We start from the raw sequence: 24,990 nt of genomic DNA, 5'->3' as shown, positions 1-24,990 counted from the left end.
ATACATATTCCAATCAAATACAAACTTATAATAATTTTTATTGCCTGACGTTTTGAAGCAAAAGATTTCATTCTTTTTTGTTGTATCTTTGCGCGGCTATAAACAAAACAGTAGCCGGAAAACAAATAAAAGGTTATAAGAATCAACATGAAGAAAGCCCCCTCTCCCATTGTATCATTGATACCGATCATTGTACTGGTGTTATTATTGTTTGCCACTATCCGCACATTTGGCAGTGATGCCCTAAGCGGCGGAAGCCAAGTGTCACTACTCACCACTACAGCTATTTGTATCCTTATCGGTATGGTGTTTTATAAAATTCCCTGGAAAGATTATGAGCTCGCCATCACCAACAATATTGCCGGAGTGGCAACAGCCATTATTATTCTATTGATAATCGGTGCGTTGAGCGGGATCTGGATGATTAGTGGAGTAGTGCCTACGCTAATCTACTACGGGATGCAAATTATCCATCCCAGTTTCTTCCTGGCATCTACCTGCATCATCTGCGCATTGATTTCCGTTATGACCGGAAGTTCGTGGACTACCATTGCTACCATCGGTATCGCCCTGATGGGTATCGGAAAGGCGCAAGGTTTTGAAGACGGCTGGATTGCCGGAGCCATTATTTCGGGAGCATACTTCGGAGATAAAATATCTCCTTTATCCGAAACCACCATCCTGGCTTCTTCCATCACAGACACTCCCTTGTTCCGTCACATCCGTTACATGATGATTACGACGGTTCCATCTCTTGTCATTACGCTAATTATTTTCACCGTAGCAGGATTCTCTCATGATGCCAACAATACACAACACATCGCAGAAGTGGCAACAGCTCTGAATGAAAAGTTTCATATCACTCCGTGGCTGTTGATAGTTCCCGTAGCAACCGGCATATTGATAGCGAAGAAAGTGCCGTCTATCGTTACGCTGTTCCTGTCCACCCTGCTGGCTGCTGTTTTTGCTTTAATCTTTCAGCCGGATTTGTTGGAAGAAATTTCAGGAATTGCCGCTTCCGGATTCGATTCACTGTTTAAAGGACTAATGATGACTATCTACGGAGAGACAAATTTACACACGGATAATGCCGTTCTGACAGATTTAATTGCCACACGTGGCATGTCAGGAATGATGAATACGATTTGGTTGATACTATGTGCCATGTGTTTCGGCGGAGCAATGACAGCAAGCGGCATGGTGGGAAGTATCACTTCCATCTTTGTGCGCTTTATGAAGAAAACAGTCAGCGTGGTCAGTGCGACGGTTTGTTCCGGTCTGTTTCTTAATCTGACCACTGCCGATCAATATATCAGTATTATTCTGACGGGAAATATGTTTCGCGATATTTATGCCAAGAAAGGGTATGAAAGTTGCTTACTAAGCCGTACCACGGAAGATGCAGTAACCGTTACATCCGTATTGATCCCGTGGAACAGCTGTGGAATGACTCAAGCCACTATCTTGAGTGTACCCACACTTGTGTATCTCCCTTATTGTTTTTTCAACATTATCAGTCCCTTAATGAGTATCACCGTGGCAGCCATCGGATATAAAATTGCACGACGTTCGTGAACAATCTGGCATACACTTTGTTTTTGCAATAAACGAACAACGTATTAAACCTAAACAAAAAAAAGTTATGAAAAAGTTTATTGCATTAGTAGCATTAGTATTAGTGAGTGCAAGCACAATGATGTATGCACAAGAAAGTAACGCAGCAGCACGCCGCGCAGAAAGAAAAGCTCAAAGAGATGCAGAAAGAGCGAAACTCCGTGCCGAAGAAGAGGTGCAGGACATGGCAGCCTATCAACAAGCTGTACAAGCTTTGAAGAACAAGCAATTTGTATTGGAAGCTAATCAGGTTGTCTTCCGCAACGGTATGAGCGCTTTCGTTACTTCAAACACCAATTTCGTTTTGATGAACGGCAACAGAGCTACCGTACAGACTGCTTTCAACACTCCTTACCCTGGTCCTAACGGAATCGGTGGTGTGACAGTAGATGGTAATTCTTCGGATATGAAGATGAATATCGACAAAAAAGGAAATGTGAACTGTTCATTCAGTGTTCAGGGTATCGGCATCTCCGCTCAAGTATTTATTAATATGAGCAGTGGAAACAATACAGCTTCGGTTAGTATCAGCCCGAATTTCAGCAACAACAACCTGACATTGAACGGAAATATCGTTCCGCTTGACCAGTCAAATATCTTCAAGGGACGTTCCTGGTAATCCGGATACAAGAATCTTATCATAACTCCGCTACAAATCGCGCAAAATGCGTACATTTGTAGCGGAGTTTTTTTTATTCAGTATGGCTTATGAGAGAATTTATCATTGCAGACAATCAGGATATCAGTAAGGCAGGAATGATGTTCCTGTTGAGTAAACAAAAGGAGGTATCCCTTCTTTTAGAAGCTGACAACAAAGCTGAACTGATTCAGCAGCTACGATTGTATCCGCAAGCAGTGATTATCCTGGATTACACCTTGTTCAATTTTGCGGGGGCAGATGAATTGATTGTCCTGCAGGAAAGATTCAAGGAAGCCGACTGGATTCTATTCTCTGATGAACTAAGCCTGAACTTTCTCCGTCAGGTATTATTCAGCAGCATGGCTTTCGGGGTAGTGATGAAAGATAACTCAAAAGAAGAAATCATGACTGCCATTCAATGCGCCACCCGCAAACAACGGTATATTTGCAATCATGTCAGCAATCTGCTGCTTTCGGGAACTTCTTCTCCGATGGCAGCGTCAAGCATGGACGACCATTTGCTGACGCAGACAGAAAAGAATATCCTAAAAGAAATTGCATTAGGGAAAACAACGAAAGAGATTGCTGCAGAGAAAAATCTTAGTTTCCATACGATCAACAGCCATCGTAAAAATATCTTTCGTAAATTGGGAGTGAATAATGTGCACGAGGCTACTAAATATGCGATGAGGGCAGGGATTGTGGATTTAGCCGAATACTATATCTGACACCGCTATTCACTAACCTCTACCCCTCTAAGAAAACTATTTAACAGATGATTTCTCCGCTTCCCACACAAACTTTCGCCTCTTCATCATAAATCACCCCAAACTGTCCCGGAGCAATGCCTTGCAACTTTTCGGACGACAAAATGTGAAACTGCTTCTCCTCTTCCTGTATCAGTTTTCCTTTTGTAAATTCGGGAGTATGACGAATCTTGAAAGTGATATCTATCTCCTTCTCCTGCCCTTTCCAGGGATTATCAGTAATGAAATGGAAATCATGCATCCGGAATTCATTGCCGTACTGTGTTTCCACACCGTAACCGCGGGACACATAGATTGTATTTTCTTCAATATCTTTCTTGACTACGAACCAGGGACCACCACTCAATCCAAGCCCTTTGCGCTGGCCGATTGTATGAAACCAATAACCGCGATGTGTACCCAATTTCTTTCCGGTTTCCAATTCAATAATCGCCCCTTCCTTTTCTCCTAAAAAGCGACGGACAAAATCATTGTAGTTTATCTTCCCGAGAAAACAGATACCCTGACTATCTTTCCTTCTGGCACTCGGCAATCCGGCTTTATTGGCAATCTCACGTACTTCTTGTTTCATCAAACCTCCAATGGGAAACATGAGTTTGGAAACTTGCAGGTAATCAATCTGTGCGAGAAAGTCTGTCTGGTCTTTCACAGGGTCTTTCGCTGTGCCCAACCAAGTTTTACCGTTGCGTTGCAAGGTGGTGGCATAATGACCGGTTGCCGTAAAGTCGAAGTCTTTCCCGACACGCTGTTCAAAGCAGCCGAATTTGATAAGCTTATTACACATCACGTCCGGATTCGGTGTCAATCCCTGCCGGACTTTATCAATGGCATACGCCGCTACATTTTCCCAATACTCCTGATGCAGGTCTACCACTTCCAAAGACAGACCGTATTTACGTGCCGTAGCAGTAGATAATTCAATATCTTCCTCTGCCGAACAGTCCATATATTCCGCTCCGTCCATGCCTATCTTAATATAAAAAAGAGTGGGCTTATATCCTTGCTCACAAAGGAGATGTACAACAACCGAACTGTCGACACCTCCTGATAATAATGCAGCTATATCCATGAATAATGATTCGTCTATTAATAACGTTCTATATGTAAGCTAATACCTATTAAAAAATTCTATGCTACAAAGATAAGGCAAGAATCTCTAACAGCCAATCACATATTGAAGGCATTTTTATACCATAAATGTGGTAGATAAGCAAAGTATTTCCTACATTTGCACAGTAAAAAGCTTTTTATGATGACGAAATTAAGAAAGATAATCCTCATACCTGCCCTGAGCATCATATTTATCAGTGGCTTTTTCTCCTGTGGTGTCGACCGCTGGCCGGAGTATGCCCATCAGACCGCACTGGATACATGGATGTACGACATCATGCAGCAGAACTATCTGTGGTATCAAGATCTACCTTCCTACGATGATGTGAATCTGTTTCTGGAACCTGCCTCGTTTTTATCTAAAGTAAAATCAAAAAACGACAGTTATTCGTTTGTGGACTCTGTGATGGAGACCCCGCTGCCTACTTATGGATTCGACTATTCACTGGTTCGCAACCCAGACATCGATACTGCCTACAACGCATTGATTACTTATGTAATTCCTGGTTCGCCAGCTGCTGCCGTACTAAAGCGAGGCGACTGGATTGTAAAAGTAGATACATCGTATATCAGCAAAAAATATGAGGCTCAACTACTGCAAGGCACAGGACCTTTGGAAATAACTTTGGGAAAATATCAAAAAGTACCACCTACAGAGCCGCCAGTAGAAGGCGAGGAAGAAGAAGATATTTACCGAGTTGTACCGGTAGGCGACCCTGTAGAAATGGGAGCAGCCGTATCATTGGTAGACAACCCTATTCACTGCAAGAAAATATTAACGTTGACTGATGGAAGTGAAGTCGGTTACCTAATGTACAACAGCTTTACAGCAGGTACTAAAGACAATCCGGAAAAATACAACACTGAATTACGTGAATGGTCGGATGAGCTTGCCCAAAAGAATATCCATCAAGTGATACTCGACCTACGATATAACAAAGGAGGAAGCATTGATTGTACGCAACTATTAAGCACTATTCTTGTGTCTTCTTTTTACCTTGACCAAACAATGGCATTCTTGGAATATAATGATAAGAATACGGCAAAAGATGCAACTCTGATTTTTAATTCTGATTTATTAGGCACCTCCGGTGGCAAGAACCTGGATTTAACGACTCTTATCGTTTTGATTAGTGGAGAAACGGCAGGAGCTCCGGAAATGTTGATGCATAGCCTGAACGGAAAAATCCAACAGTTAATAGCTATCGGCAGTTCAACCAAAGGACAAAATGTAGCTACGGAACAATTTATCAATGAAGAATTTTTGTGGTCTATCAATCCGGCTGTATGCACTATCTATAATTCAGAACATGACACTTATGGTGGATTCAAACCGACATACGCAGTCAATGCTTCAACCGATTACTTAACTTTCCTACCTTTCGGTGATGAAAAAGAGACTTTGTTGAGTGTAGCTCTCGGGGTATTGAACAAAACTTATCCACCAAAGGATGAAGAAACCGAAGAGACCACAAAAGCGCAATTCAAAATAGAAAAAAGCGTAATAAGTCCGGCAAGTAGACGTTTTAGTAGTAACGGATTACGATTAAAATAAGAAAGGATGAAAAAAGTAGCTATTTTATTGCTGGCAATACTGATATTCAGTTGTTCGGATGATGACGAAAAGGGCACAGTAGAGAATAAAGGGCAATGGGCTATGATTTTCAATGAATCCGTCAAGAACGATTCAAACCCTGTAGATAAGACAGAGAAATTTATGTTCGATGGCGAGCGCCTGATTCAACATATTATAAAACAACGTTATTTCGAAGAAGAAATCAGCAACGAAGTAAACTTGAGCTACTCTGATAATCAGGTAACAGTTACCACTGACTATCTCACTTTAGTATATACATTAAATAGCGAAGGCTATGCCAGTCAATGTGTATACAGTTTGTCTTCACAAAATCGTATTTATCAATTCTCTTACTCTGCAGAAGGATACTTAACCGGAATTGTCGAGAATATTGACAATACAGAATACTCATCAACATCACTTACATACGAGAACGGAGATATAACCTCTATCAGTTCCAAGATGAACGGCCTTGAAAACAAGTTCATTTATGAACCGGGAGAAGAAAGTTCGACATACCATTTGCCCTGCCTCGGTTTATTAGAAATACACCCTCTGACATTCCATATTGAAGCTCTTTACGCTGGGTTATTGGGTAAGGACCCGCGCCATTTCACCATACGCAGTTGTCCTGCAGGAAGTAACGATGAAAAGACAATCTATTCGTATGAGTTTGATAAAAAAGCGAATCCATCCAAGATGATTTGTCAAACGACCTATACCGGAGGACAGGCCAGCTATTATCCATACACACGCAACATTTCGGTTTCTTTCGAATAATCTTTCATTCCGAACATCGAATTCTCTTTTAAAGTAGCACAATCACTCTATTTCTGTCAAGAGCAGAATTATAGATTCTTAACCTATAAAGCCCCTTTTCATACCTCAACTTTGTTTATTCCGAAACAAAGGCTCTGATTTTGCCTAACAAAGGCTTCAACTTCTCCTAACGCAGCGTTTAATGAGTCGTAACGCACCGTCTAATTTTTATAAAGCTGCGGTATAAAACACGTTAATCTCTGGTTTCATCCCTTTTATAAGCCGGGATAAAGCTCACGCCTCCCAAGTATACAACAAAAAAGGAGAAAGCTTCCGCTCCCTCCTTCTATCGTAGTTTAACCTCAATCTATTTTATGATTCTGTACCAAAGATACAACATTGAAAAGCCAAAGTCAAGTATTCCCGGTTTTATTTCTTGAAAAACTTATCGAAGAATAGAATCTGATAATCAATGGAGTTATTCCAATACTGTCCATTATGCGCTCCCGGGCGGGTAATAAAATCATGATCGATCTTCCTTTCCAACAGGCGGTTATGCAAATCCTTGTTCACATTCAGGAAGAAATCTCCTTCTCCACAATCGACAATGATAGCCAAATCGCCATTCTCTATCTTATCAATCTGATTGATAACGGTATGATTATCCCATACCTCCTTGTTCGATTCATATTCTCCCAACTGCTTGGACATATCCCAGTTTTTCGGGAACGGGCGAATATCCATCCCTCCGCTTGTACTTCCACTGGCACCAAACGTATCTTTATGACGGATTGCATTCCACATCGCTCCGTGTCCACCCATACTCAATCCGGTGATGGCACGTCCCTTGCGGTCGGCAATCGTCTTGTAATGTTCGTCGATATACTTCACCAATTCCGATGAAATAAAAGTTTCATAACGATAAGACGGATTGAGCGGACTATCCCAGTACCAGCTATTCTTTCCGTCCGGACAAACGAATATAATTCCTTTTTCGTCCGCAATTTGAGGAAGATTCGGTTTAATTCCAATCCATGTTTTAGCATTTCCACCGTAACCGTGCAACAAATAAATAGCGGGACAAGCTACTGCTTTCTTCCCCAGCGCAGCATCCGGCGTTACCACCACCACTTGCACATCCTTATTCATGGAAGGACTTTTAATTAACAAGGTATCTACTTTGGCAGCAAAAGAGGGAGCTACCCAAATTAAAAGAAGAGCAATTAATAGATTTTTTTTCTTTTCCATTGTGTGTTATAAATAGTTAGATATAATTATTCCTCTGGCTCTGCAGCAGGATTAAATTTAGCAACCGGCATTTCAAAGGTTTTATGACATTGTTTACAGGTATAGTTCCAGTGGTTGTCTCCCGGGGGAATGACCATTAATGCAGAAATGATAGCAGCCCCCATAGCACGCCAACGCTTTCCTTTTCTCAAAACCAACTGAATGTCCGATGAACCGCAGTACGGACAAAGCGTTAATTCTTCCGGCCAACTATCGTTATCCTTCAATACTTGGACAGCATTCTCGTAGTCTTCGTCTGCCACCAATATATCCACCCCTGCAATACTACTTACGCAACTTTTATACAAAGTAGAGAAATTCTCATTGTGCAGAATAGACTCGATGCCTTCATTCTCCAATGCTCCCTGAAGGATATGTGCCTTCATCGCATCATTACAAGTGATCAATTTTACAGTCTTCATAAGGAATCTGTTTTAATATGTCCCACAAAAATAAGATATAAAAATGAAATGTGAAACAAAACCCGGCTAACTTTATCAGCAGGTAAAACGAACCAAATCAGAAGTGATTCTATTTTTATTCACGGAAGGTATCATTATTTAATACTTTTTTCGTACTTTCGCAGCGACAATTGGCAATCACATGAAAAAACTATTGACACTGCTACTATTTTCCAACATCCTGTTTTCCCTGTTACAGGCACAACCTGTACATCAAATAAAGGGAACGGTGATTGAGAAAAACAGCCGTCAGCCATTAGAATTCATTAACGTAATGATTCTTGGGCTGAACAAAGGTGGTGTCACCAATGCGGAAGGTCATTTCACCATCGAACAAGTGCCTCCCGGCATCTACCGCCTACAAGCGACAGCCATCGGCTACAAGAGTGTCACTACTCCCGAATATATCTTATCTACCAAAGATCTGAACATTTCGATAGAAATGGAAGAGAACCTGACCGAACTCGCAGGAGTAACCGTCACCGCTTCTCCTTTCCGGCGCGACCTGGAAAGTCCGGTCAGCCTGCGTATCATCGGATTGCAGGAAATAGAAAAGAGTCCGGGAGCCAATCGGGACATTTCGCGTATTGTTCAGTCTTATCCGGGAGTTGCCTTCTCTCCTATCGGCTACCGCAATGACCTGATTGTACGCGGTGGGTCTCCTTCTGAAAACCGTTTCTATCTGGACGGAGTGGAAATTCCCAATATCAATCACTTCAGCACGCAAGGAGCATCCGGCGGTCCGGTGGGGATTCTCAATGCCGACCTGATCCGTGAAGTAAATTTCTATACAGGTGCTTTTCCCACTGACAGAGGAAACGCGCTTAGCTCCGTGCTTGATTTCAAATTGCGCGACGGAGACATGGAGCATAACTCACTAAAAGCTACCCTCGGAGCATCCGAAGTCTCTCTGGCCTCCAACGGACATATTGGAAAGAAAACCTCCTATCTGGTATCTGTGCGTCAATCTTATCTGCAATTCCTGTTTGATATGCTCGACCTGCCTTTCCTGCCGACTTTCACCGATGCGCAATTCAAATTGAAAACCCGGTTCAACGAACAGAACGAATTGACGGTATTGGGGCTTGGAGGAATCGACAATATGCGATTGAACACGAAAGCAGATAGCGAGGACAATGAATATATCCTTAGTTACCTGCCAAAAATCAAGCAGGAAACGTTTACCTTAGGTGCTGTATATCGTCACTATGCAGGCCCGCATGTGCAATCGGTGGTAGTCAGTCACAGTTACCTGAACAACCGCAATACCAAATACCGGCAGAATGATGAAAGCATTCCGGAAAATCTGATGCTCCGCCTCCGTTCTACCGAACAGGAGACGAAGTTCCGCTTCGAAAACAATTCTTCTTTCCGCAACTGGAAAGTCAATCTCGGAGTGAATCTGGATTATAGTCAATATACCAACACCACCTTTCAAAAGGCATATACCAATCAGGCACAAACGTTTGATTACCACACCTATTTGGGAATGATACGTTGGGGACTTTTCGGCACTATCAGCTACTCTTCGATGGACGAACGTTTCACAGCTTCCTTGGGATTGAGAGCTGATGCCAACAATTATTCGTCGGCCATGAAGTCACTCTCCGATCAGCTTTCTCCCCGCATATCGCTTTCCTACCAACTTGCCGAGCACTGGTTCGTAAGCGGAAATGCAGGACTTTATTACCAGTTGCCTCCTTACACGGCTCTCGGTTTTAAGGATAATAACGGAACGTATGTCAACAAATACAATCTCCGCTATATGAAAGTCAGCCAGGAAAGTCTGGGTATCAGTTGGCGCAAAGGAGATACTTTCGAAGTTTCCGTGGAAGGATTCTACAAAGATTATGATAAAATTCCGCTCTCCGTTGTAGATGGCATTCCTCTTACCTGCAAAGGGAATGACTACGGGGTGATTGGCAACGAATTGCTGACCTCCACCGCCCAGGGACGTTCGTATGGTGCGGAGATTTTGGTGAAATGGCTGATCGCCAAGAAACTGAATCTGGCTTCTTCCTTTACCATCTTTAAAAATGAATACCGCAACGACAAAGAGAGTGAATACATTGCATCCGCATGGGACAACCGGTATATCTTCAACTTACGGGGAACCTACAATCTGCCACGCCAATGGAGTGTCGGGATGAAAGTCAGTTGCATCGGCGGTGCTCCTTATACGCCTTATGATGAAGAAAAGTCATCTTTGGTATCTGCCTGGGATTCACAAGGTAAAGCATATTACGACTATTCTAAATATAATAAAGAACGTCTTCCGGCTTTTGCACAGGTAGACCTCCGTATCGACAAGACATTTTATCTGAAACATTGTATGCTGGGATTCTATCTTGATTTGCAAAATATCACGGTAAGCAAACTGAAACAGCAAGATGTACTGATGAGCACCGGTATCATCGAAAATCCGGAAGCCCCTGCCGACAGTCAACACTATAAAATGAAACGCCTCAAACAATCGAGCGGGACATTGCTCCCCACATTAGGAATAACATTTGAGTATTAATTTATGCATAAAACTGTAAACTAGAAAAGAGTATGAAAAGAGAAATCGCTATGATTGCCTTCGTATTGTTAGGCATGGGTATGACAGCTTCTGCACAATTCGGCAAGAAGATTAATTTGGGAAAAGCGTTACAAGCCGGTAAAGACGTAGTATCAGCCGTTACTTTATCTGATGCGGACATCGCCAACATGAGTAAGGAGTATATGGTATGGATGGATGCTCATAATCCATTGACCAAACCTGATACTGAATATGGCAAACGTCTGGAGAAATTGACGGGACATATCAAAGAAGTGGATGGACTGAAACTTAACTTTGGTGTATATGAAGTGGTAGACGTAAATGCTTTCGCTTGTGGCGACGGTAGTGTACGTATTTGCGCCGGTCTGATGGATGTGATGACGGATGAAGAAGTGATGGCAGTGGTAGGACATGAGATTGGCCACGTAGTTCACACAGATTCTAAAGATGCCATGAAGAATGCTTATCTCCGTTCAGCCGTGAAGAATGCAGCAGGTGCCAGCAGCGATAAAGTAGCCAAACTGACCGACTCCGAGCTGGGAGCTATGGCTGAAGCTCTGGCAGGCGCACAATATTCACAGAAGCAGGAAAGCGAAGCGGATGATTACGGAGTAGAGTTCTGTGTAAAGAACGGTATCGACCCGTATGCAATGGCTAACTCACTGACTAAGTTGTCCGAACTGTCGAAAGATGCTCCACAAGCTTCTTACCTGCAAAAGATGTTCTCGTCACACCCGGATACCATGAAACGTATCGAACGTGCGAAAGCAAAAGCAGCAACCTACGCTAAATAATAACGGACATCGTTCCTAAATCAAATAAAGGAGGAGATACTGCGGTTGACAAACCAATGTATCTCCTCCTCTGTTTTTGATAAAAAAGGACACACTATTATTAAAAAATCATTAATCTATAACATAGATTTGCATAGTGCCCTGATTTCTTGTAATTTCGACCCTATAACCATTTTAATCCATTTATGGAATTTCTTATCATACTTCTCTTACTTGTACTGAATGGCATTTTTGCCATGTATGAAATTGCGCTGGTATCATCCAGCAAAGCACGTCTTGAAACACTTGTCGCAAAAGGTAACAAATCAGCCCGTGGAGTTTTAAAACAATTGGAAGAACCGGAAAAGTTCTTATCTACCATTCAAATCGGTATTACGCTGATCGGTATCGTATCCGGTGCGTATGGTGGTGTGGCTATTGCCGACGATCTCGTTCCTTTCTTTTCCCTCATTCCGGGCGCAGAAGCATACGCACGCAACCTGGCAATGACTACTACCGTAGCAATCATCACCTATCTTTCTCTAATTATCGGAGAGCTGGTTCCTAAATCCATTGCTCTTAGTAATCCGGAGCGGTACGCCACTTTGTTCAGCCCGGTCATGATTTTGCTGACAAAGGTTTCTTATCCTTTTGTGTGGTTGCTAAGCGTCTCTACCCGGTTACTGAACAAACTTATCGGTCTGAAAAGCGAAGAACGCCCCATGACACAGGAGGAAATCAAAATGATCCTGCACCAAAGTTCGGAGCAGGGTGTGATTGACAAAGAGGAAACGGAAATGATACGTGACGTATTCCGCTTCTCTGATAAACGCGCCAACGAACTGATGACACATCGCAGAGATCTTATTATCCTTCATCCCGATGATACACAGGAAAAAGTGATGAAGATTATCGAAGAAGAACATTACAGTAAATATCTATTGGTAGACGAACGGAAAGATGAGATTATCGGTGTGGTTTCCGTAAAGGATATTATCCTGATGGTAGGCAACAAAAAGGTGTTTAACCTGCGCGAAATTGCCCGTCCTCCCCTCTTTATTCCGGAAAGTTTGTATGCAAATAAAGTTTTAGAGCTATTTAAGAAGAACAAAAACAAGTTCGGAGTTGTTGTTAACGAGTATGGCAGCACAGAAGGCATTATCACACTGCACGACCTGACCGAAAGTATCTTCGGAGATATCCTTGAAGAGGATGAAATGGAAGAAGAAGAAATCGTCACAAGGCAGGATGGTTCAATGCTGGTGGAAGCTTCAATGAATATCGACGACTTCATGGAGGAAATGGGTATCCTATCCTACGAAGATCTGGAATCGGAAGACTTCACCACTCTGGGTGGATTGGCCATGTTCCTGATTGGTCGCATCCCGAAAGCAGGAGACATCTTCACCTACAAGAATCTGCAATTCGAAGTAGTGGACATGGACCGCGGACGAGTAGACAAACTGCTTGTCATCAAACGGGACGATGAACAGGAATAGGATAGCAAAAAACGAGCAATAGCTCACTATATTTATATTAACTTAAAGCACTTAACGATGAAAAAAGTAATTATGTTAGCAGCAGTCGTAGCTGCTTTGGCATCATGCCAATCAAAAGCAAACAAAGCCGCAGAGGCACAAGCAGACAGTCTAGCTCTTGCGATGACTCCGATTACCGAATTGACTGAAGTTTATGAAGGTACTCTTCCTGCTGCCGACGGTCCGGGTATTGATTATGTACTGACCCTGAACGCTGCAACTGACGGTGTGGATACTGCGTATACACTGGATATGACTTACCTCGATGCTGAAGGTCAAGGACAAAACAAGACTTTCACTTCAAAAGGAAAACAACAAACAGTACACAAAGTTGTGAACAAAAAACCTGTTACTGCTGTTAAGTTAACTCCGAAGGATGGTGAAGCTCCGATGTATTTCGTGGTTGTTAACGACACCACTCTTCGTTTGGTGAACGATAGCTTGCAAGAAGCTGTCAGCGATCTGAATTATGATATTATCAAGGTAAAACAATAAAATAAACCTAACCCTAACCAGTAAAAAAAAGCTCTGCACGGAACCTTCGTTCTTGCAGAGCTTTTCGTTTTTTAGCTTATAATCTATACTAATCTAATTATTCACTTTATCAGTTCTACCGATACTTTGATATTACCGTATTCATAAGCCCGGTAATACTGTTATCCCAATACCCCATGTCCTTCTTGCAGACGTTTCAGCCTCAACAAGGCTTCGATATAATAATAATCTGCATAAATAATAGAAGCATCTATCTCGGAATGAGCCGGCCAGTGTCCTACACTATGCAACAGGAATGACGGTTTGCTTTTACCACTCTGATAACTGTCAGAGTTCAGGCTTGCCAGCATTTCAATAGCTGCATCTTTATACCGTTTTCCGGTTCCGTTCGGGAGGTAAGTGGATAGTTCAAGTAAAGCAGAGGCCACCACTGCCGCAGCCGAAGCGTCACGGGGAGCATCCGGTATTCCCGGTGCACTGAAATCCCAATAAGGAACTTTATCTTCCGGCAGGCGTTCGAGGTAAACATCTGTCACTTTCTGTGCGAAATCAAGATACTTAGGATCTTTCGTCTCCCGATAGACTACAGTATATCCGTAGATTGCCCATGCTTGACCACGCGCCCACATGGTACTGTCTGCATAGCCCTGATGGGTTACTCCTTTTATCAGATTACCTGTGATGGTATCATAGACTGCTACATGGTAGGATGTATAATCGGGACGGAACTGACATTTCATTGTTTTATCAGCATGAGAAACAGCAACATCATACAAATAAGGATTTCCACCATTCTTCGCTGCCCAGAAAAGCATTTCGAGATTAATCATGTTATCCATGATGGTATTGTGAGGCCAGTTGCGTGGTTCCACTTCACGAGGCCATGAAAGCATTGTTCCTACAACCGGATTGAATAAAGTAGCCAGCGAATCGGCTGTATCCAGAATCACTTTCTTATAAGCAGGATCTTTCGTCAAGCGATAGCCGTTTCCATAACTGCAGAATACGAGGAATCCCAAATCATGGTCATAAGCCGGTATTTGAGAAAGGAACTCCAATGAGTTCGTAAACTTCTTCGCTTCTTCCAGAATGTGCTTATCCTGTGTATATTCGTAATCATACCAGAGCACACCCGGCCAGAAACCGGCACACCATTCTTCTTTCGTTGCCTTACGACAGTTCCAGTGGTGTTCGTCAGCCATAATGTTACGTGGCATCATCGTATAGTCAATGCCGGAATCTGTTTTCAGTTCCGTAAGCGTACGTTGTGTCTGCTCTGCACAGTAGTCTAATGCCCTATTCACATCCAATGTACCGGAAGGCTTGTGAGTGCACATACAAAAACCTAACATCACAGCCAGACCTACTACAATCTTTTTCATCTTAGTTCAATATATTCGCGTTAATTCTTAATCTTTATTTCTCTTTGTCAGTTACTTGAGCGGTCAGTTACTTAGTCACTCCATCAGTTACTTAGTCATCCGGAACCAGTCTACATCTGCCCATCCACGATTGCCCTCATTCGGAGTTACGCAAAATACTCCAACTTTGGCTCCAATCCATTTGCCTTGTCGGGCTGTGAAAGGCTCTCCCACTGTCGTGTATTTCTTTCCGTCCAGACTATAAGCGAATGTACAAACGGCTCCTTTACGAACCTTTACTTGCAAGTAAACTGTTTGCCACTCATTATCTGCTACTCCCGGCATCTTCAGATGTTCCACCGGAATGTTTGCCAATTCTTTTATCTGTTCGGGATTTTGCTGTTCCGCATCCTTGCAGACTGCTTGTTGCAGAATAAACTGATCTCCCGCCTTACGAATGGAAAGATAACTATAATCCCATCCCATTACGATGATTCCGGCTTGTTCCCCATCCTGCTTGGCAGTAAATGTCAATTTGGTCGTAGCCGTAAACTCTTCAGCCGGAAACTTTTGCATCAACAAGTTAGGAGCTTCCCAGAAGTTCACAAATTCTTTTGAGAGACTGCCTGCATAAAGACGAATATACCCCAAGTCGGTCGTGAACCCGTAAGTGTCTTTTTTATTGGCATGCCATTGCCATTGTAACCCCAAATGACGGGTATTGAATTCATCACTCTCCGGCGGAGTGGCTATCGGATATGTCTTTCCTACATTCGGTTTCTTATAGGTCGTTACCGGTTCACCGCAACCATCTTTATCCTTATCTACTCCGATTACAGGCCAATCATTTACCCAAGTCATCGGATTCAGATGAATCACGCGTCCGTAAGCTCCTTTATCTTGAAAATGAACGAACCAGGATTCTCCTGTATTCGTATCTACCCAACCGCCTTGATGAGGCCCGTTGATATTTGTCTTTCCTTGTGCCATTACGTTCTTCGATTCGTAGGGGCCGTAAATGTTCTTCGAGCGAAGTACTAATTGCCAACCGGTTGCTACTCCACCTGCCGGAGCAAAAATATAGTAGTATCCGTTGCGTTTGTAAAGCTTCGGTCCTTCTACCGTATGATTCTTTCCATCATTTCCGTCAAATACCATCACCGGATCGGAAATTACTTCTGTTCCCTCTGCATTCAGTTCGCAAATAACGAGAATACTATTCACTCCGCTACGGCTTCCGGCATAAGCATGTATCAGATATACTTTTCCGTCTTCGTCCCACAAAGGAGTGGCGTCAATCATTCCTTTCCCGGCTTTCACCAATACAGGCTTGCTCCATTTTCCTTTCGGGTCTTTGGTTTTAATCATATAGATTCCATAATCCGGATCACCCCAGTAAATGTAGAACTCCCCGTTATGAAAACGAATAGCCGGTGCCCATACGCCTTTACCATGCTGTGCCTTATCGAAGAATTCTTCCGGCTCCTGAACCGGTAACGCATAGTTTACCAGCGACCAATTCACCAAGTCATTGGAATGAAGAATAGGAATTCCGGGAATACAATTAAAACTGGACGCTGTCATATAGAAATCATCTCCGGCTGCACATACATCCGGATCCGAATAGTCTGCATGAAGAACCGGGTTCTGATAAGTTCCATTTCCCTTATCAGCCACCCAGGTCTTAGAAATTTCTTGTGCACCTGCCAATGAACAGCAAGCCATCATTCCTGCTAAAAACAGAATCTTTTTACGCATAGTACCTAACTAATAATTCTTTTCTAAATTCAAATGTTATTCCTAAAAACAGATTCTTTCTACCTTTATATAAAACTAATCACTTTAAAGACTGAATCTATTATCTGATTCCAAACAATCTATTTCTTAACCTATTTGCTTATATATACGAAGGGGATTAGGTAAATACCTAATCCCCTTACAACTTTTTTCTATTTATCCAAGATTATTGTAAAACAATCATGCTATATAAGCAACAGCGTTTTCTTTACTCTTTTGCAAACATCAGCGTTCCAAAACCTAATTGGTCATAACCACCGCTATTAGGTCCATAATCACCTGCTCCGCCATCAGAATTTCCGCGTGATGCATTTTCACGCATTTTATCAACCCACATCTTAGCATAGATGCTTGATTTACCGTAATCCTGTGCCAAACGATTCACCAACTCCCATGCAGGACGCACTTCACCACGTGAATCTTTTCCTTCTCGTCTTTCTTGTGCAGAAATGGTATCCCAGCTTCCACTACAATTTGTATAAGTAGTGTAAGGCAGATCATTATCTGTATATTTAAAACTCGTCATCTTCCAACTGGTACTTGAACTACCGGTTTCGGCACCACCAATATTATACTTAGCTACATATTCACACATAGCCAATGCGCGTCCATCATCAAATATGAAAAGGTCTTCACCTACATTCTTTGCCATCTGACAAAAGGCACCCAGCAGACTGACACATAAGGTAGCATGTCCCTGGTCACGGCCTGATTCCTGACATTGTCCCAGCATTTCATTACTATCCGGATCTAAATGGATGAAAGGAACGCCATTTCCTATATTTCCCGAACCAATACCGAATTTAAAATATTGAATAGCCTCATTGATTTTAAAGTTATCATCCGCCAAAATACCGATGGAAAGCAAAGCAGTCATTGCGGATAAATCCCAGTTTAGCCAATAATGAAGTGCACATTCGTTTCCATTGTGTGTAGACAGGAATTTTGTGATATGAGGATAAAAGACATCCGTAATCCATGCTTTAAACTTAACGAAATCAGCTTCCTGCCATCCTGAATAAGAACGCATAATTTCCGCAGCATTAGCCAATTGATGCACCTGAATAAAAATCAAGAACTCATTCGGATCTATAAATTCACCTTTATCATTCACGATAAATCCTGTACAAGTTTTAGCCCAATCATTCAGAATAGCAACAGCCGCATCCGCATACTGTGCACCATCAGTCTCTGACAATTTCCATCGAAGAGCCAACTGATAGGCTGCTGCCGCATCCTTCATCAACTTCGTGTAGTTGTTCCAGTCATTGGGATATTTGCCTGCCCAATTATTTTGATCGAGACGCGCCAATAACTTCACCGGAGAAGCCTTATAATTTGATTGTGACAAGCTATTCCCTCCACGACTTAAATGATCGAATGCATTTTTCCAAGGCTGCGCACCGGATTGCACCTTTCCTTTTACAAACTCAAAATCTGTTTCTGTATGAAGCATACAAGGATGCTCCAAAGTCGTAACATAATCTTTCACTTCCGGCCAACTGCTCATATCATTAGAGCCGTCTTCTATTTCGCTACATGCTAAAAGCGTGGTAGAAGTCAGGGCAAAAAGCCATGCTCCTATTATTGTATGTAATTTCATCTTATTCATGGTAGTTATTCGTTAGTTTCACTATTAACAAATGCTTGAAGTTCTTCCACAGTCTTAAACGAACGAATCCAATAAAGATCATAAGTTTGAGCTGCTTCCGAGAAGTCTGCAATTATAAATTTGCATTGCGACAAATCAAAGACCTGATTCCAATCTGTAGGGGTCACGGTTTTATATCTTGCCTGCAAATCATAATACAACACATTAGGTTTTGTAGTTGATATTTCACTTGCACCCAAAATGGCATACCTGTTATTTGCATCTCCAGCCGTACCCCAATATTCAGGACCAATTTTCTTAACGCCATCATCAAAAACTTCAAATTTGATACAGCCCTGACTATTATTGCCAACATGTAATTGAGACTTAAATCCAATTTTAACAGCAAGATATCTATATTCAGCAGGAGTTATATTAACAACTTTTCCCTTACCACTTCTCGCAAGCCATAAATCACCACGATACTTAACCTTACTATCAGGTCCACCCATTTGAACAATGGTCTTCTTTCCGTCAAATGAAACTACAGACGCGCCGTTACCATCCAGATACCAATTATTATCCTGTCCATTACCCAGACCATTACCTAATGAATACCAGAAACGCCCATCGGCAACTGTTACGGTTACATTTTGTACAACAGGACCATAAGAAGCGGTTATAACAGCAGAAGCAGTCTTCGTGGTATGTACTTTCAACTTACCTGTTTTATCTACACTTATCATATCAGGATTATCACTCGTCCAAGTCAGTAATGAGGCAGTAGCATCTACAGGTTCCAATGTATATTTAATCTGATATTCCTGTCCATATCCTAACTGATTGAGTTCCTTATCTTCAGTAAATGTCATTCCGGTGATTGGAGTAACTATTTTCACTCCTATCTTGCAACTTGCAGACACCGGAGTCGAACTAAAATCATCGGCAGTCACTGTAATAGTTGCATCACCTTTACTAATTCCGGTCACCAATCCTGTCTTTTCATCTACAGTTGCTACCTCCGGATTACTACTTATCCACTTATACCGTTTAAATGTAGCATCCGACGGTTCCGATACAACTTCCAACTGATATTCATCCCCGGCTGCAATTTCTTCCGAAGGAACATTCTTAATGTTAATAGATGACATATATGTATATTCTTCCAAGACCTCCACTGTTCTGGTCACGATAGTAGCTTCCGGTCCGAAACCGATTTCCGGCATTAAAGTAATAACAGCCTTTCCTGTTTTATCCTTAGTTACGACCTTACCTTCCCGTGTAACAGACACAATAGATTCATCCGACGAAGTCCATTGCACATTCACATTGGTTGCACTTTCAGGTGCAATACTCCAGGAGAGTTGCAGTTCCTTATTCTTCAGCAAACAAATTGCTTTATTTCCTGCATCATATTGAGTTTCGTTCAGAGTAATGGTGGATATGGTAATCATCTCATCCATCTGTCCTCCTAAATCCTTATCATCATCACATGAAGTCAGACCTAAAAACGAACAAGCCGCCAGCCCAACAAAATATTTTATATAATCTCTTTTCATGATTCTTATTCTTTAAGTTATTTCAGACTCGTTTATTGCCATCCCGGATTCTGTCCCAAGTTCGGATTCAACTGACACTGATCTACCGGAAGCGGATACAGATCATTTTTGCTACCCCAACGCCGACTATTTTCCAAAATCAAACAGCCATCCGAATCTTTTGCCATATTAGACGCACCAGGCCATGAAGTCGCAAAATCTGTTCCTGTCCATTTCACACCTAAAATAGGTTTAGGCATCTCTACAATAGCAGTATTCCAACGTTTCAAATCATCAATACGAAAACCTTCATTGTACAATTCGATGGTACGTTCACGACGGATCTCTTCCCGCATATTCAAATTATTTTCCGAAACAAAAGAAGTAGTCAGTTTGGGCATATCTGGGTTTACACGCAGGCGAACCAGATTCAACGAGATATTCAATGCATCATCCAAAGCCTTACCGGTAGTCCCCAGCTCATACATAGCCTCTGCATAATTCAATAAAACCTCCGCATAACGAATGATCGGGAAGTCATATCCTTCAAATGTATCGGCAACTTTACGTTCCGTACCCCATTTTTTATTCTGATAACCGGAACCCTGGAATACATTACATGTGATGGCATTAGTGGCATCCTCTCCATCCATACCCTTCCAATCGATACGCGGTTTGTCATTATCCCAATATTTAGTACCATGAGCCAGAAGACAGTTCTTCATACGGTTATCCCGATTTTCGAATTCTGTAGTCAGTCCTCCATAACCTTTAAAGACATCAGCACTTTTGGCATGGTCAATGGGCAATCCGTTGCTACAAAGGTACATATTCACAAATTTGCGATTAATATATTGCACGTTAGCCACACAGCCATGAGTGATATTAGTCCCGATCGGAGCAATCGTTTCATCATGACGGCGATAGAATATATATTCTTTATTAGCACTTTTTGTCAGATTCGCAGGATTAGACTGCACATTTTCTAAAATGAACAGGAATTTATAAGCCATATCTCCCAGCGCTGCAGGTTTGAATAGTTCGAACTGCTTACTGTCAATAACCTTCTTCGCTGCATCTGCTGCAATACTCAACAATGCTTTGCCACGTTCTTCATTATTACGGTTTTGTTGCCATGTGCCTTCATATAAAGCAACCCGTGAAAGAAATGCATAAGCTCCCCACTTTGAAATACGTCCTTCATCATCCGTTGTGATTGTCTCCGGCAATACTTCAGCTGCTTCCCGTAAGTCCTGAATGACGAAATCAATCACTTCACTACGATCGTTACGGCTCATGCGCAGTTCGGGAGAAGTAATATCCAGCGGTTCTTTGGTAATAATCACATCTCCGAATAATTGTACCAAATCAAAATAAGAATAAGCACGGAAAAACTTTGCTTCTGCTACATAGCGACTAATGTCACCGTTACCGGAAAAAGACGCTGCTTTTTGCAACAACAAATTACAACGGCGGATATGAGCATAGTTGCCTGTATAGTTACCATCTGAAGTAGGAATCGGATTACTACCATTGCTGTACATGTTTACAGAACTGGAAGTCATCAAGTCCGAACGCCAGTCAGAATGTGCACCATCAGAAATTACCGATGTGAAATCGCGGGTCCAACCATAGAAATTAGTTGCAAAATACTTAAAATCATCTGCTGCCCCCCACAAGTTGCCATCTGCCAGTTGATCCTGCGGATCAAGATCCAGACACGAATTCAGTGTCAGACCAAGCGATAAAATCAAAAGAGCTTTCTTATATAGTTTCATATTCTTCATACATTAAAAAGTTAGATTTAATCCAAAAGTCACAGTACGAACAAAGGGGAAACGTCCTGCCGCTGATACCTTACGGCTAGCCTCCGGGTCCCATCCGTCATTAATCTTTGAATATTCCCAAAGATCAGCACCTGCTACATATACACGACAAGAACTTATTGCTTTCGTTTTAGCTAAAAAGGCAGCAGGTACATTGTATCCTAATGTCACATTCTTCAGACGAATGTAAGAACCATCTTCCACTGACCAGGAAGAAGCCTGATAGTTGTAGTCATTGATTTCATTCTTATTGCTATATGTCGGATAATAAGCACCCCGATTCTCCGGACTCCACGTGTTACCTACCGATTGATTAGAAGTGTTCATATATAATGCCTTCATCGGTATACGCCAAGTCTCATTACCGTTATTATCTCCCGTACGGAAGATAGTACGTTTGGCAGCACCCTGGAAAACCAATGATAAATCAAATCCCTTCCATTCTGCTCCTACATTAAAAGAGAAGGAGATTTTCGGATCATCTGTACCCAGATAAACAATATCATTCTGATCCAGTTTACCGTCATTGTTTACATCAGCATACATATTATCTCCCAAACGGAAGTTTTGTTCTGTCAGTCCGATGGTATTACCAGTCAGGAAACGATATAGATATTTTTGACGTTCTTCTTCTGTCTGTGCTTTACCGGCATAACGCAGACCGAAAATACTATTCAACGGATAGCCTTGTTGCTTATCGATGAAACCGGATTTCAGGACTGATACTGCACCAATATCTGTCAGTTTGTTGGTATTGAAAGAATAAGTACCTCCTACATGATAAGTGAAGTCTTTTCCAATCTTATCAGACCAGTTTACCATAATTTCCCATCCATGTGATCTGAATTTTCCATTATTAGACATACCTGCGTTATCACCCAGAACTCCCGGATAAGAAACATTAATCAACATATTATCATTACGTTTCATGTACACTTCGGCAGTACCTGTCAGACGGGAATTGAATAAAGAGAAATCCAATCCTAAGTTATAATTCTTAATGCGTTCCCACTCACGCCCCAAAGAAGCGATTTTACCATTCGTATCTATGATAGTACCTTTGTTAGGACCGATATAAGCTCCGCTTTGAGATTCAAATTTATAGAACTGCGTACCATCGTAACGATCAATACCACTTTGATTACCTACTTCACCATAAGAAAGACGGATTTTCAAATCGTTCAGCCATTTGATATTCTTCATGAACGCTTCTTCCGTAATACGCCATCCACCGGATATTCCATAAAAGAAGTCCCAGCGATTCTCCGGTTTGAATTTGGAAGAACCATCATAACGCATATTTACTTCCAATAAGTATTTTGACTTATAATTGTAGTTTAAACGAGAATAGTAGGACATCACAGCCTCATGCCACTTCGTACCATGTTTGTCTGTCAGATTCACAAGTCCCGCACCATTTACAGTTTCCAATGAGTTCTGTATATCTTTCACCGATACACCAAAATAATCATATTCTTTCAATTCATATTGAGTACCAAGCATCGCACTTACATTATGGTGCTGCGCAAATGTATTGTGATAATCAACATAACCTGCCATAGAATAAAAGTCTGTACGTGAACTAGTTTTCTCGTATGACGATTCTTCCTGCTTATAGCCATCGGCCTTGGTGTTTATCTTAGTCCCTGCATAATTATAAGAGGTAATGGCCATCTTCTTTATATCACGTGAAGCTACTCCGGAGTTATAACCGAGATTTGCTACTACATCCAGATGTTTATTGATATTGTAAGTGAATTTTTCACTGATATTAATTTCAGATACTTTCAATTGATTATCCCCACCTAGCTCGGCAAACCAGATTGGCGACAGCCAAGTTCCCCATGAATAAGGTTTTCCATCAATTGTAGAAGCCGGAAGACCCGGTTGCGGATAACTGGATGTCAACGTTTTATTCAGTTGTGAGGGAGATACCTGATCCTGGCGGTTGTAGGCAATCACTGATTCAATAGCAAAGTTATCAAAGACCTTCAGTTTATTAGTCAAACGAAGATTGAAACGCTGATTATTATTATTTCCCCACTTCAAATTACTGTCATCATACATATACCCTACGGACAAGCGATATAAATTCTTTTCCGTACCTCCGGAAACAGCCAGGTCATGTTGCGTAGAATAAGAATTGCCGAACAACACGTCTTGCCAGTTGGTATCCATAAACACGAAATCCATTACATCTGAATAGCCGGGAGCAAAAGGATTTGCACTGTGATCCAAATCAATGTATTTACCTTCACTGGCCAATGCCATTTTCGCATATTTCACCCATGAATAAGAATCCGGCTGACCGTCATTCTGACAAGTCTGCAACACAGCATTCGCCCATTCGTTCATTGTCATCAGTTCCGGCTGCAATCCCACCATCTTATAAGTGTATGAACCGCTATACTCTATTCTCGCTTTTCCTTCCTTTGCCTGTTTGGTGGTTACCAATACCACACCACCTGCGGCACGGGAACCATAAATAGCTGCCGATGCATCTTTCAGAAAGTTGATAGACTGTATATCGGAAGGGTTGATATTACGCAATGCATTTACGCCATCATAAGCAACTCCGTCAATAACGATCAACGGCTCCGCATTATTTGCAGAAACAGAACCACGCAATTTCAAGCCCCAGCTTTCATCTCCCGGAGCAGCTGAATTACGAGTAATCGTCACACCCGGAACCTGCCCCTGCATTGCCTGTAACGGACTTGACATCGTTCCTTTATTCTTCAACATTTTATCAGATACCACCGTTACAGCACCTGTCAATGTTTCCTTCTTCTGTGAACCATATCCCACTACTACAACTTCATCCAATACTTCGCTATCTTCTTGCAACTTTACATTTATCACAGTTTGCGAAGCTACATCTATGATCTGATCTTTATAACCGATATAGCTGAACTTCAACTTGGCTCCAGCAGATACACCAATTGTATAATTTCCGTCGATATCTGTAATCGTTCCTTCTGTCCCACCTACTACAGTAATATTCACGCCAATCAATGGCTCGCCCATTGCATCAACGACTTGACCTTTCACTTTCTTTTGAGCCTGTGCCACTACTTGACTATCGTTCATGTTTGTATCAGCCCATGCCTTTGAAACAGGACAAAGTCCCAGCATTAATCCTAACGCAAACACTGCTGTCTTGTTAGGTCGCGAATTAAATATTAATCCTCTTCGTTTCATAAAATTAAATTTGAGGTTTAAAAATAGTATTAAATTTTTGTTCTCTAAAATAAGATAAGGCATACAGGTGCCTCTTTGTAAATTCTGACTCCTTTTCCATAAGCACAAAGGGTT

Annotated in this window: 18 protein-coding genes; 9 read left to right on the top strand and 9 right to left on the bottom strand. The window is 41.9% G+C overall.

Annotated features, from left to right (window positions below; genetic code table 11):
- Positions 1-147: 147 nt before the first annotated feature.
- From nhaC to ACT8YW_RS00595, 3 genes are all read left to right on the top strand, one after another.
- Entirely contained in the window at positions 148-1,575 is a 1,428-nt protein-coding gene (gene nhaC / locus ACT8YW_RS00605; RefSeq protein WP_004296953.1) for a Na+/H+ antiporter NhaC, read from the top strand.
- 67 nt (positions 1,576-1,642) lie between these two features.
- Complete coding sequence (locus tag ACT8YW_RS00600; RefSeq protein ID WP_004305931.1) at positions 1,643-2,233, top strand: DUF4251 domain-containing protein; 591 nt, start codon at positions 1,643-1,645, stop codon at positions 2,231-2,233.
- An 89-nt stretch (positions 2,234-2,322) separates the two neighbouring features.
- Positions 2,323-2,982 (top strand): LuxR C-terminal-related transcriptional regulator, encoded by a 660-nt coding sequence (locus ACT8YW_RS00595; RefSeq protein ID WP_444103661.1) that lies wholly within the window; start codon positions 2,323-2,325, stop codon positions 2,980-2,982.
- Positions 2,983-3,022: 40 nt separating this feature from the next.
- Here ACT8YW_RS00595 and mnmA read toward each other — a convergent pair whose 3' ends face one another.
- Entirely contained in the window at positions 3,023-4,090 is a 1,068-nt protein-coding gene (gene mnmA / locus ACT8YW_RS00590; protein ID WP_444103660.1) for a tRNA 2-thiouridine(34) synthase MnmA, read from the bottom strand.
- A 180-nt stretch (positions 4,091-4,270) separates the two neighbouring features.
- Between mnmA and ACT8YW_RS00585 the strand changes: the two genes are divergently transcribed.
- Both ACT8YW_RS00585 and ACT8YW_RS00580 read left to right on the top strand, forming a co-directional pair.
- Complete coding sequence (locus ACT8YW_RS00585) at positions 4,271-5,686, top strand: S41 family peptidase (RefSeq protein WP_444103659.1); 1,416 nt, start codon at positions 4,271-4,273, stop codon at positions 5,684-5,686.
- A gap of 6 nt (positions 5,687-5,692) precedes the next feature.
- Entirely contained in the window at positions 5,693-6,487 is a 795-nt protein-coding gene (locus ACT8YW_RS00580; protein WP_444103658.1) for a DUF4595 domain-containing protein, read from the top strand.
- 408 nt (positions 6,488-6,895) lie between these two features.
- Here ACT8YW_RS00580 and ACT8YW_RS00575 read toward each other — a convergent pair whose 3' ends face one another.
- Positions 6,896-7,714 carry an alpha/beta hydrolase gene (locus ACT8YW_RS00575; protein WP_444103657.1) on the bottom strand — a complete coding sequence of 273 codons (819 nt, stop codon included), beginning with the start codon at positions 7,712-7,714 and terminating at the stop codon, positions 6,896-6,898.
- A gap of 26 nt (positions 7,715-7,740) precedes the next feature.
- A complete protein-coding gene (locus ACT8YW_RS00570) occupies positions 7,741-8,175 on the bottom strand; it encodes a putative signal transducing protein (RefSeq protein ID WP_008643234.1) in 435 nt (144 codons plus the stop codon).
- A gap of 181 nt (positions 8,176-8,356) precedes the next feature.
- Between ACT8YW_RS00570 and ACT8YW_RS00565 the strand changes: the two genes are divergently transcribed.
- The 4 genes from ACT8YW_RS00565 (at position 8,357) to ACT8YW_RS00550 (ending at position 13,562) form a co-directional block, all read left to right on the top strand.
- On the top strand, positions 8,357-10,735 hold the full coding sequence (locus ACT8YW_RS00565) for a TonB-dependent receptor (protein ID WP_444103656.1): 2,379 nt from the start codon (positions 8,357-8,359) through the stop codon (positions 10,733-10,735).
- 32 nt (positions 10,736-10,767) lie between these two features.
- Complete coding sequence (locus tag ACT8YW_RS00560) at positions 10,768-11,550, top strand: M48 family metallopeptidase (protein WP_008774941.1); 783 nt, start codon at positions 10,768-10,770, stop codon at positions 11,548-11,550.
- A gap of 185 nt (positions 11,551-11,735) precedes the next feature.
- Positions 11,736-13,028, top strand: a complete 1,293-nt coding sequence (locus tag ACT8YW_RS00555; RefSeq protein WP_444103655.1) for a hemolysin family protein — start codon at positions 11,736-11,738, stop codon at positions 13,026-13,028.
- A 57-nt stretch (positions 13,029-13,085) separates the two neighbouring features.
- Positions 13,086-13,562 (top strand): copper resistance protein NlpE N-terminal domain-containing protein, encoded by a 477-nt coding sequence (locus ACT8YW_RS00550; protein ID WP_074706098.1) that lies wholly within the window; start codon positions 13,086-13,088, stop codon positions 13,560-13,562.
- A gap of 161 nt (positions 13,563-13,723) precedes the next feature.
- On the opposite strand, the gene ACT8YW_RS00545 is transcribed toward ACT8YW_RS00550, so the two are convergent.
- From ACT8YW_RS00545 to ACT8YW_RS00520, 6 genes are all read right to left on the bottom strand, one after another.
- A complete protein-coding gene (locus tag ACT8YW_RS00545) occupies positions 13,724-14,944 on the bottom strand; it encodes a glycoside hydrolase family 88 protein (RefSeq protein ID WP_117514458.1) in 1,221 nt (406 codons plus the stop codon).
- Between the two features lie 87 nt (positions 14,945-15,031).
- Positions 15,032-16,681, bottom strand: a complete 1,650-nt coding sequence (locus ACT8YW_RS00540) for a glycoside hydrolase family 43 protein (RefSeq protein WP_444103654.1) — start codon at positions 16,679-16,681, stop codon at positions 15,032-15,034.
- Positions 16,682-16,928: 247 nt separating this feature from the next.
- Positions 16,929-18,332, bottom strand: a complete 1,404-nt coding sequence (locus ACT8YW_RS00535; protein WP_444103653.1) for an alginate lyase family protein — start codon at positions 18,330-18,332, stop codon at positions 16,929-16,931.
- Positions 18,333-18,337: 5 nt separating this feature from the next.
- Complete coding sequence (locus tag ACT8YW_RS00530) at positions 18,338-19,870, bottom strand: Ig-like domain-containing protein (RefSeq protein WP_444103652.1); 1,533 nt, start codon at positions 19,868-19,870, stop codon at positions 18,338-18,340.
- 32 nt (positions 19,871-19,902) lie between these two features.
- Positions 19,903-21,636, bottom strand: coding sequence for a RagB/SusD family nutrient uptake outer membrane protein (locus tag ACT8YW_RS00525; RefSeq protein ID WP_444103651.1), 1,734 nt, complete (start codon positions 21,634-21,636; stop codon positions 19,903-19,905).
- A gap of 3 nt (positions 21,637-21,639) precedes the next feature.
- Complete coding sequence (locus ACT8YW_RS00520; protein ID WP_444103650.1) at positions 21,640-24,939, bottom strand: SusC/RagA family TonB-linked outer membrane protein; 3,300 nt, start codon at positions 24,937-24,939, stop codon at positions 21,640-21,642.
- Positions 24,940-24,990: the final 51 nt, after the last annotated feature.

This window comes from Bacteroides sp. (assembly GCF_052357945.1).
Taxonomy (GTDB): Bacteria; Bacteroidota; Bacteroidia; order Bacteroidales; family Bacteroidaceae; genus Bacteroides.
The sequence above is the reverse complement of the archived record's forward strand: the minus strand, read 5'-3'. Positions and strand labels throughout refer to the sequence as shown.

Bases quoted from the DNA above. Each gene is read 5' to 3' on its own strand.
- ACT8YW_RS00580 (WP_444103658.1), top strand. From the start codon at position 5,693: ATGAAAAAAGTAGCTATTTTATTGCTGGCAATACTGATATTCAGTTGT.
- ACT8YW_RS00525 (WP_444103651.1), bottom strand. From the start codon at position 21,636: ATGAAGAATATGAAACTATATAAGAAAGCTCTTTTGATTTTATCGCTT.
- ACT8YW_RS00595 (WP_444103661.1), top strand. From the start codon at position 2,323: ATGAGAGAATTTATCATTGCAGACAATCAGGATATCAGTAAGGCAGGA.
- ACT8YW_RS00540 (WP_444103654.1), bottom strand. From the start codon at position 16,681: ATGCGTAAAAAGATTCTGTTTTTAGCAGGAATGATGGCTTGCTGTTCA.
- ACT8YW_RS00570 (WP_008643234.1), bottom strand. From the start codon at position 8,175: ATGAAGACTGTAAAATTGATCACTTGTAATGATGCGATGAAGGCACAT.
- ACT8YW_RS00535 (WP_444103653.1), bottom strand. From the start codon at position 18,332: ATGAATAAGATGAAATTACATACAATAATAGGAGCATGGCTTTTTGCC.
- ACT8YW_RS00530 (WP_444103652.1), bottom strand. From the start codon at position 19,870: ATGAAAAGAGATTATATAAAATATTTTGTTGGGCTGGCGGCTTGTTCG.
- ACT8YW_RS00545 (WP_117514458.1), bottom strand. From the start codon at position 14,944: ATGAAAAAGATTGTAGTAGGTCTGGCTGTGATGTTAGGTTTTTGTATG.
- ACT8YW_RS00560 (WP_008774941.1), top strand. From the start codon at position 10,768: ATGAAAAGAGAAATCGCTATGATTGCCTTCGTATTGTTAGGCATGGGT.
- ACT8YW_RS00600 (WP_004305931.1), top strand. From the start codon at position 1,643: ATGAAAAAGTTTATTGCATTAGTAGCATTAGTATTAGTGAGTGCAAGC.
- ACT8YW_RS00555 (WP_444103655.1), top strand. From the start codon at position 11,736: ATGGAATTTCTTATCATACTTCTCTTACTTGTACTGAATGGCATTTTT.
- ACT8YW_RS00585 (WP_444103659.1), top strand. From the start codon at position 4,271: ATGATGACGAAATTAAGAAAGATAATCCTCATACCTGCCCTGAGCATC.
- ACT8YW_RS00565 (WP_444103656.1), top strand. From the start codon at position 8,357: ATGAAAAAACTATTGACACTGCTACTATTTTCCAACATCCTGTTTTCC.
- mnmA (WP_444103660.1), bottom strand. From the start codon at position 4,090: ATGGATATAGCTGCATTATTATCAGGAGGTGTCGACAGTTCGGTTGTT.
- nhaC (WP_004296953.1), top strand. From the start codon at position 148: ATGAAGAAAGCCCCCTCTCCCATTGTATCATTGATACCGATCATTGTA.
- ACT8YW_RS00550 (WP_074706098.1), top strand. From the start codon at position 13,086: ATGAAAAAAGTAATTATGTTAGCAGCAGTCGTAGCTGCTTTGGCATCA.
- ACT8YW_RS00575 (WP_444103657.1), bottom strand. From the start codon at position 7,714: ATGGAAAAGAAAAAAAATCTATTAATTGCTCTTCTTTTAATTTGGGTA.
- ACT8YW_RS00520 (WP_444103650.1), bottom strand. From the start codon at position 24,939: ATGCCTTATCTTATTTTAGAGAACAAAAATTTAATACTATTTTTAAAC.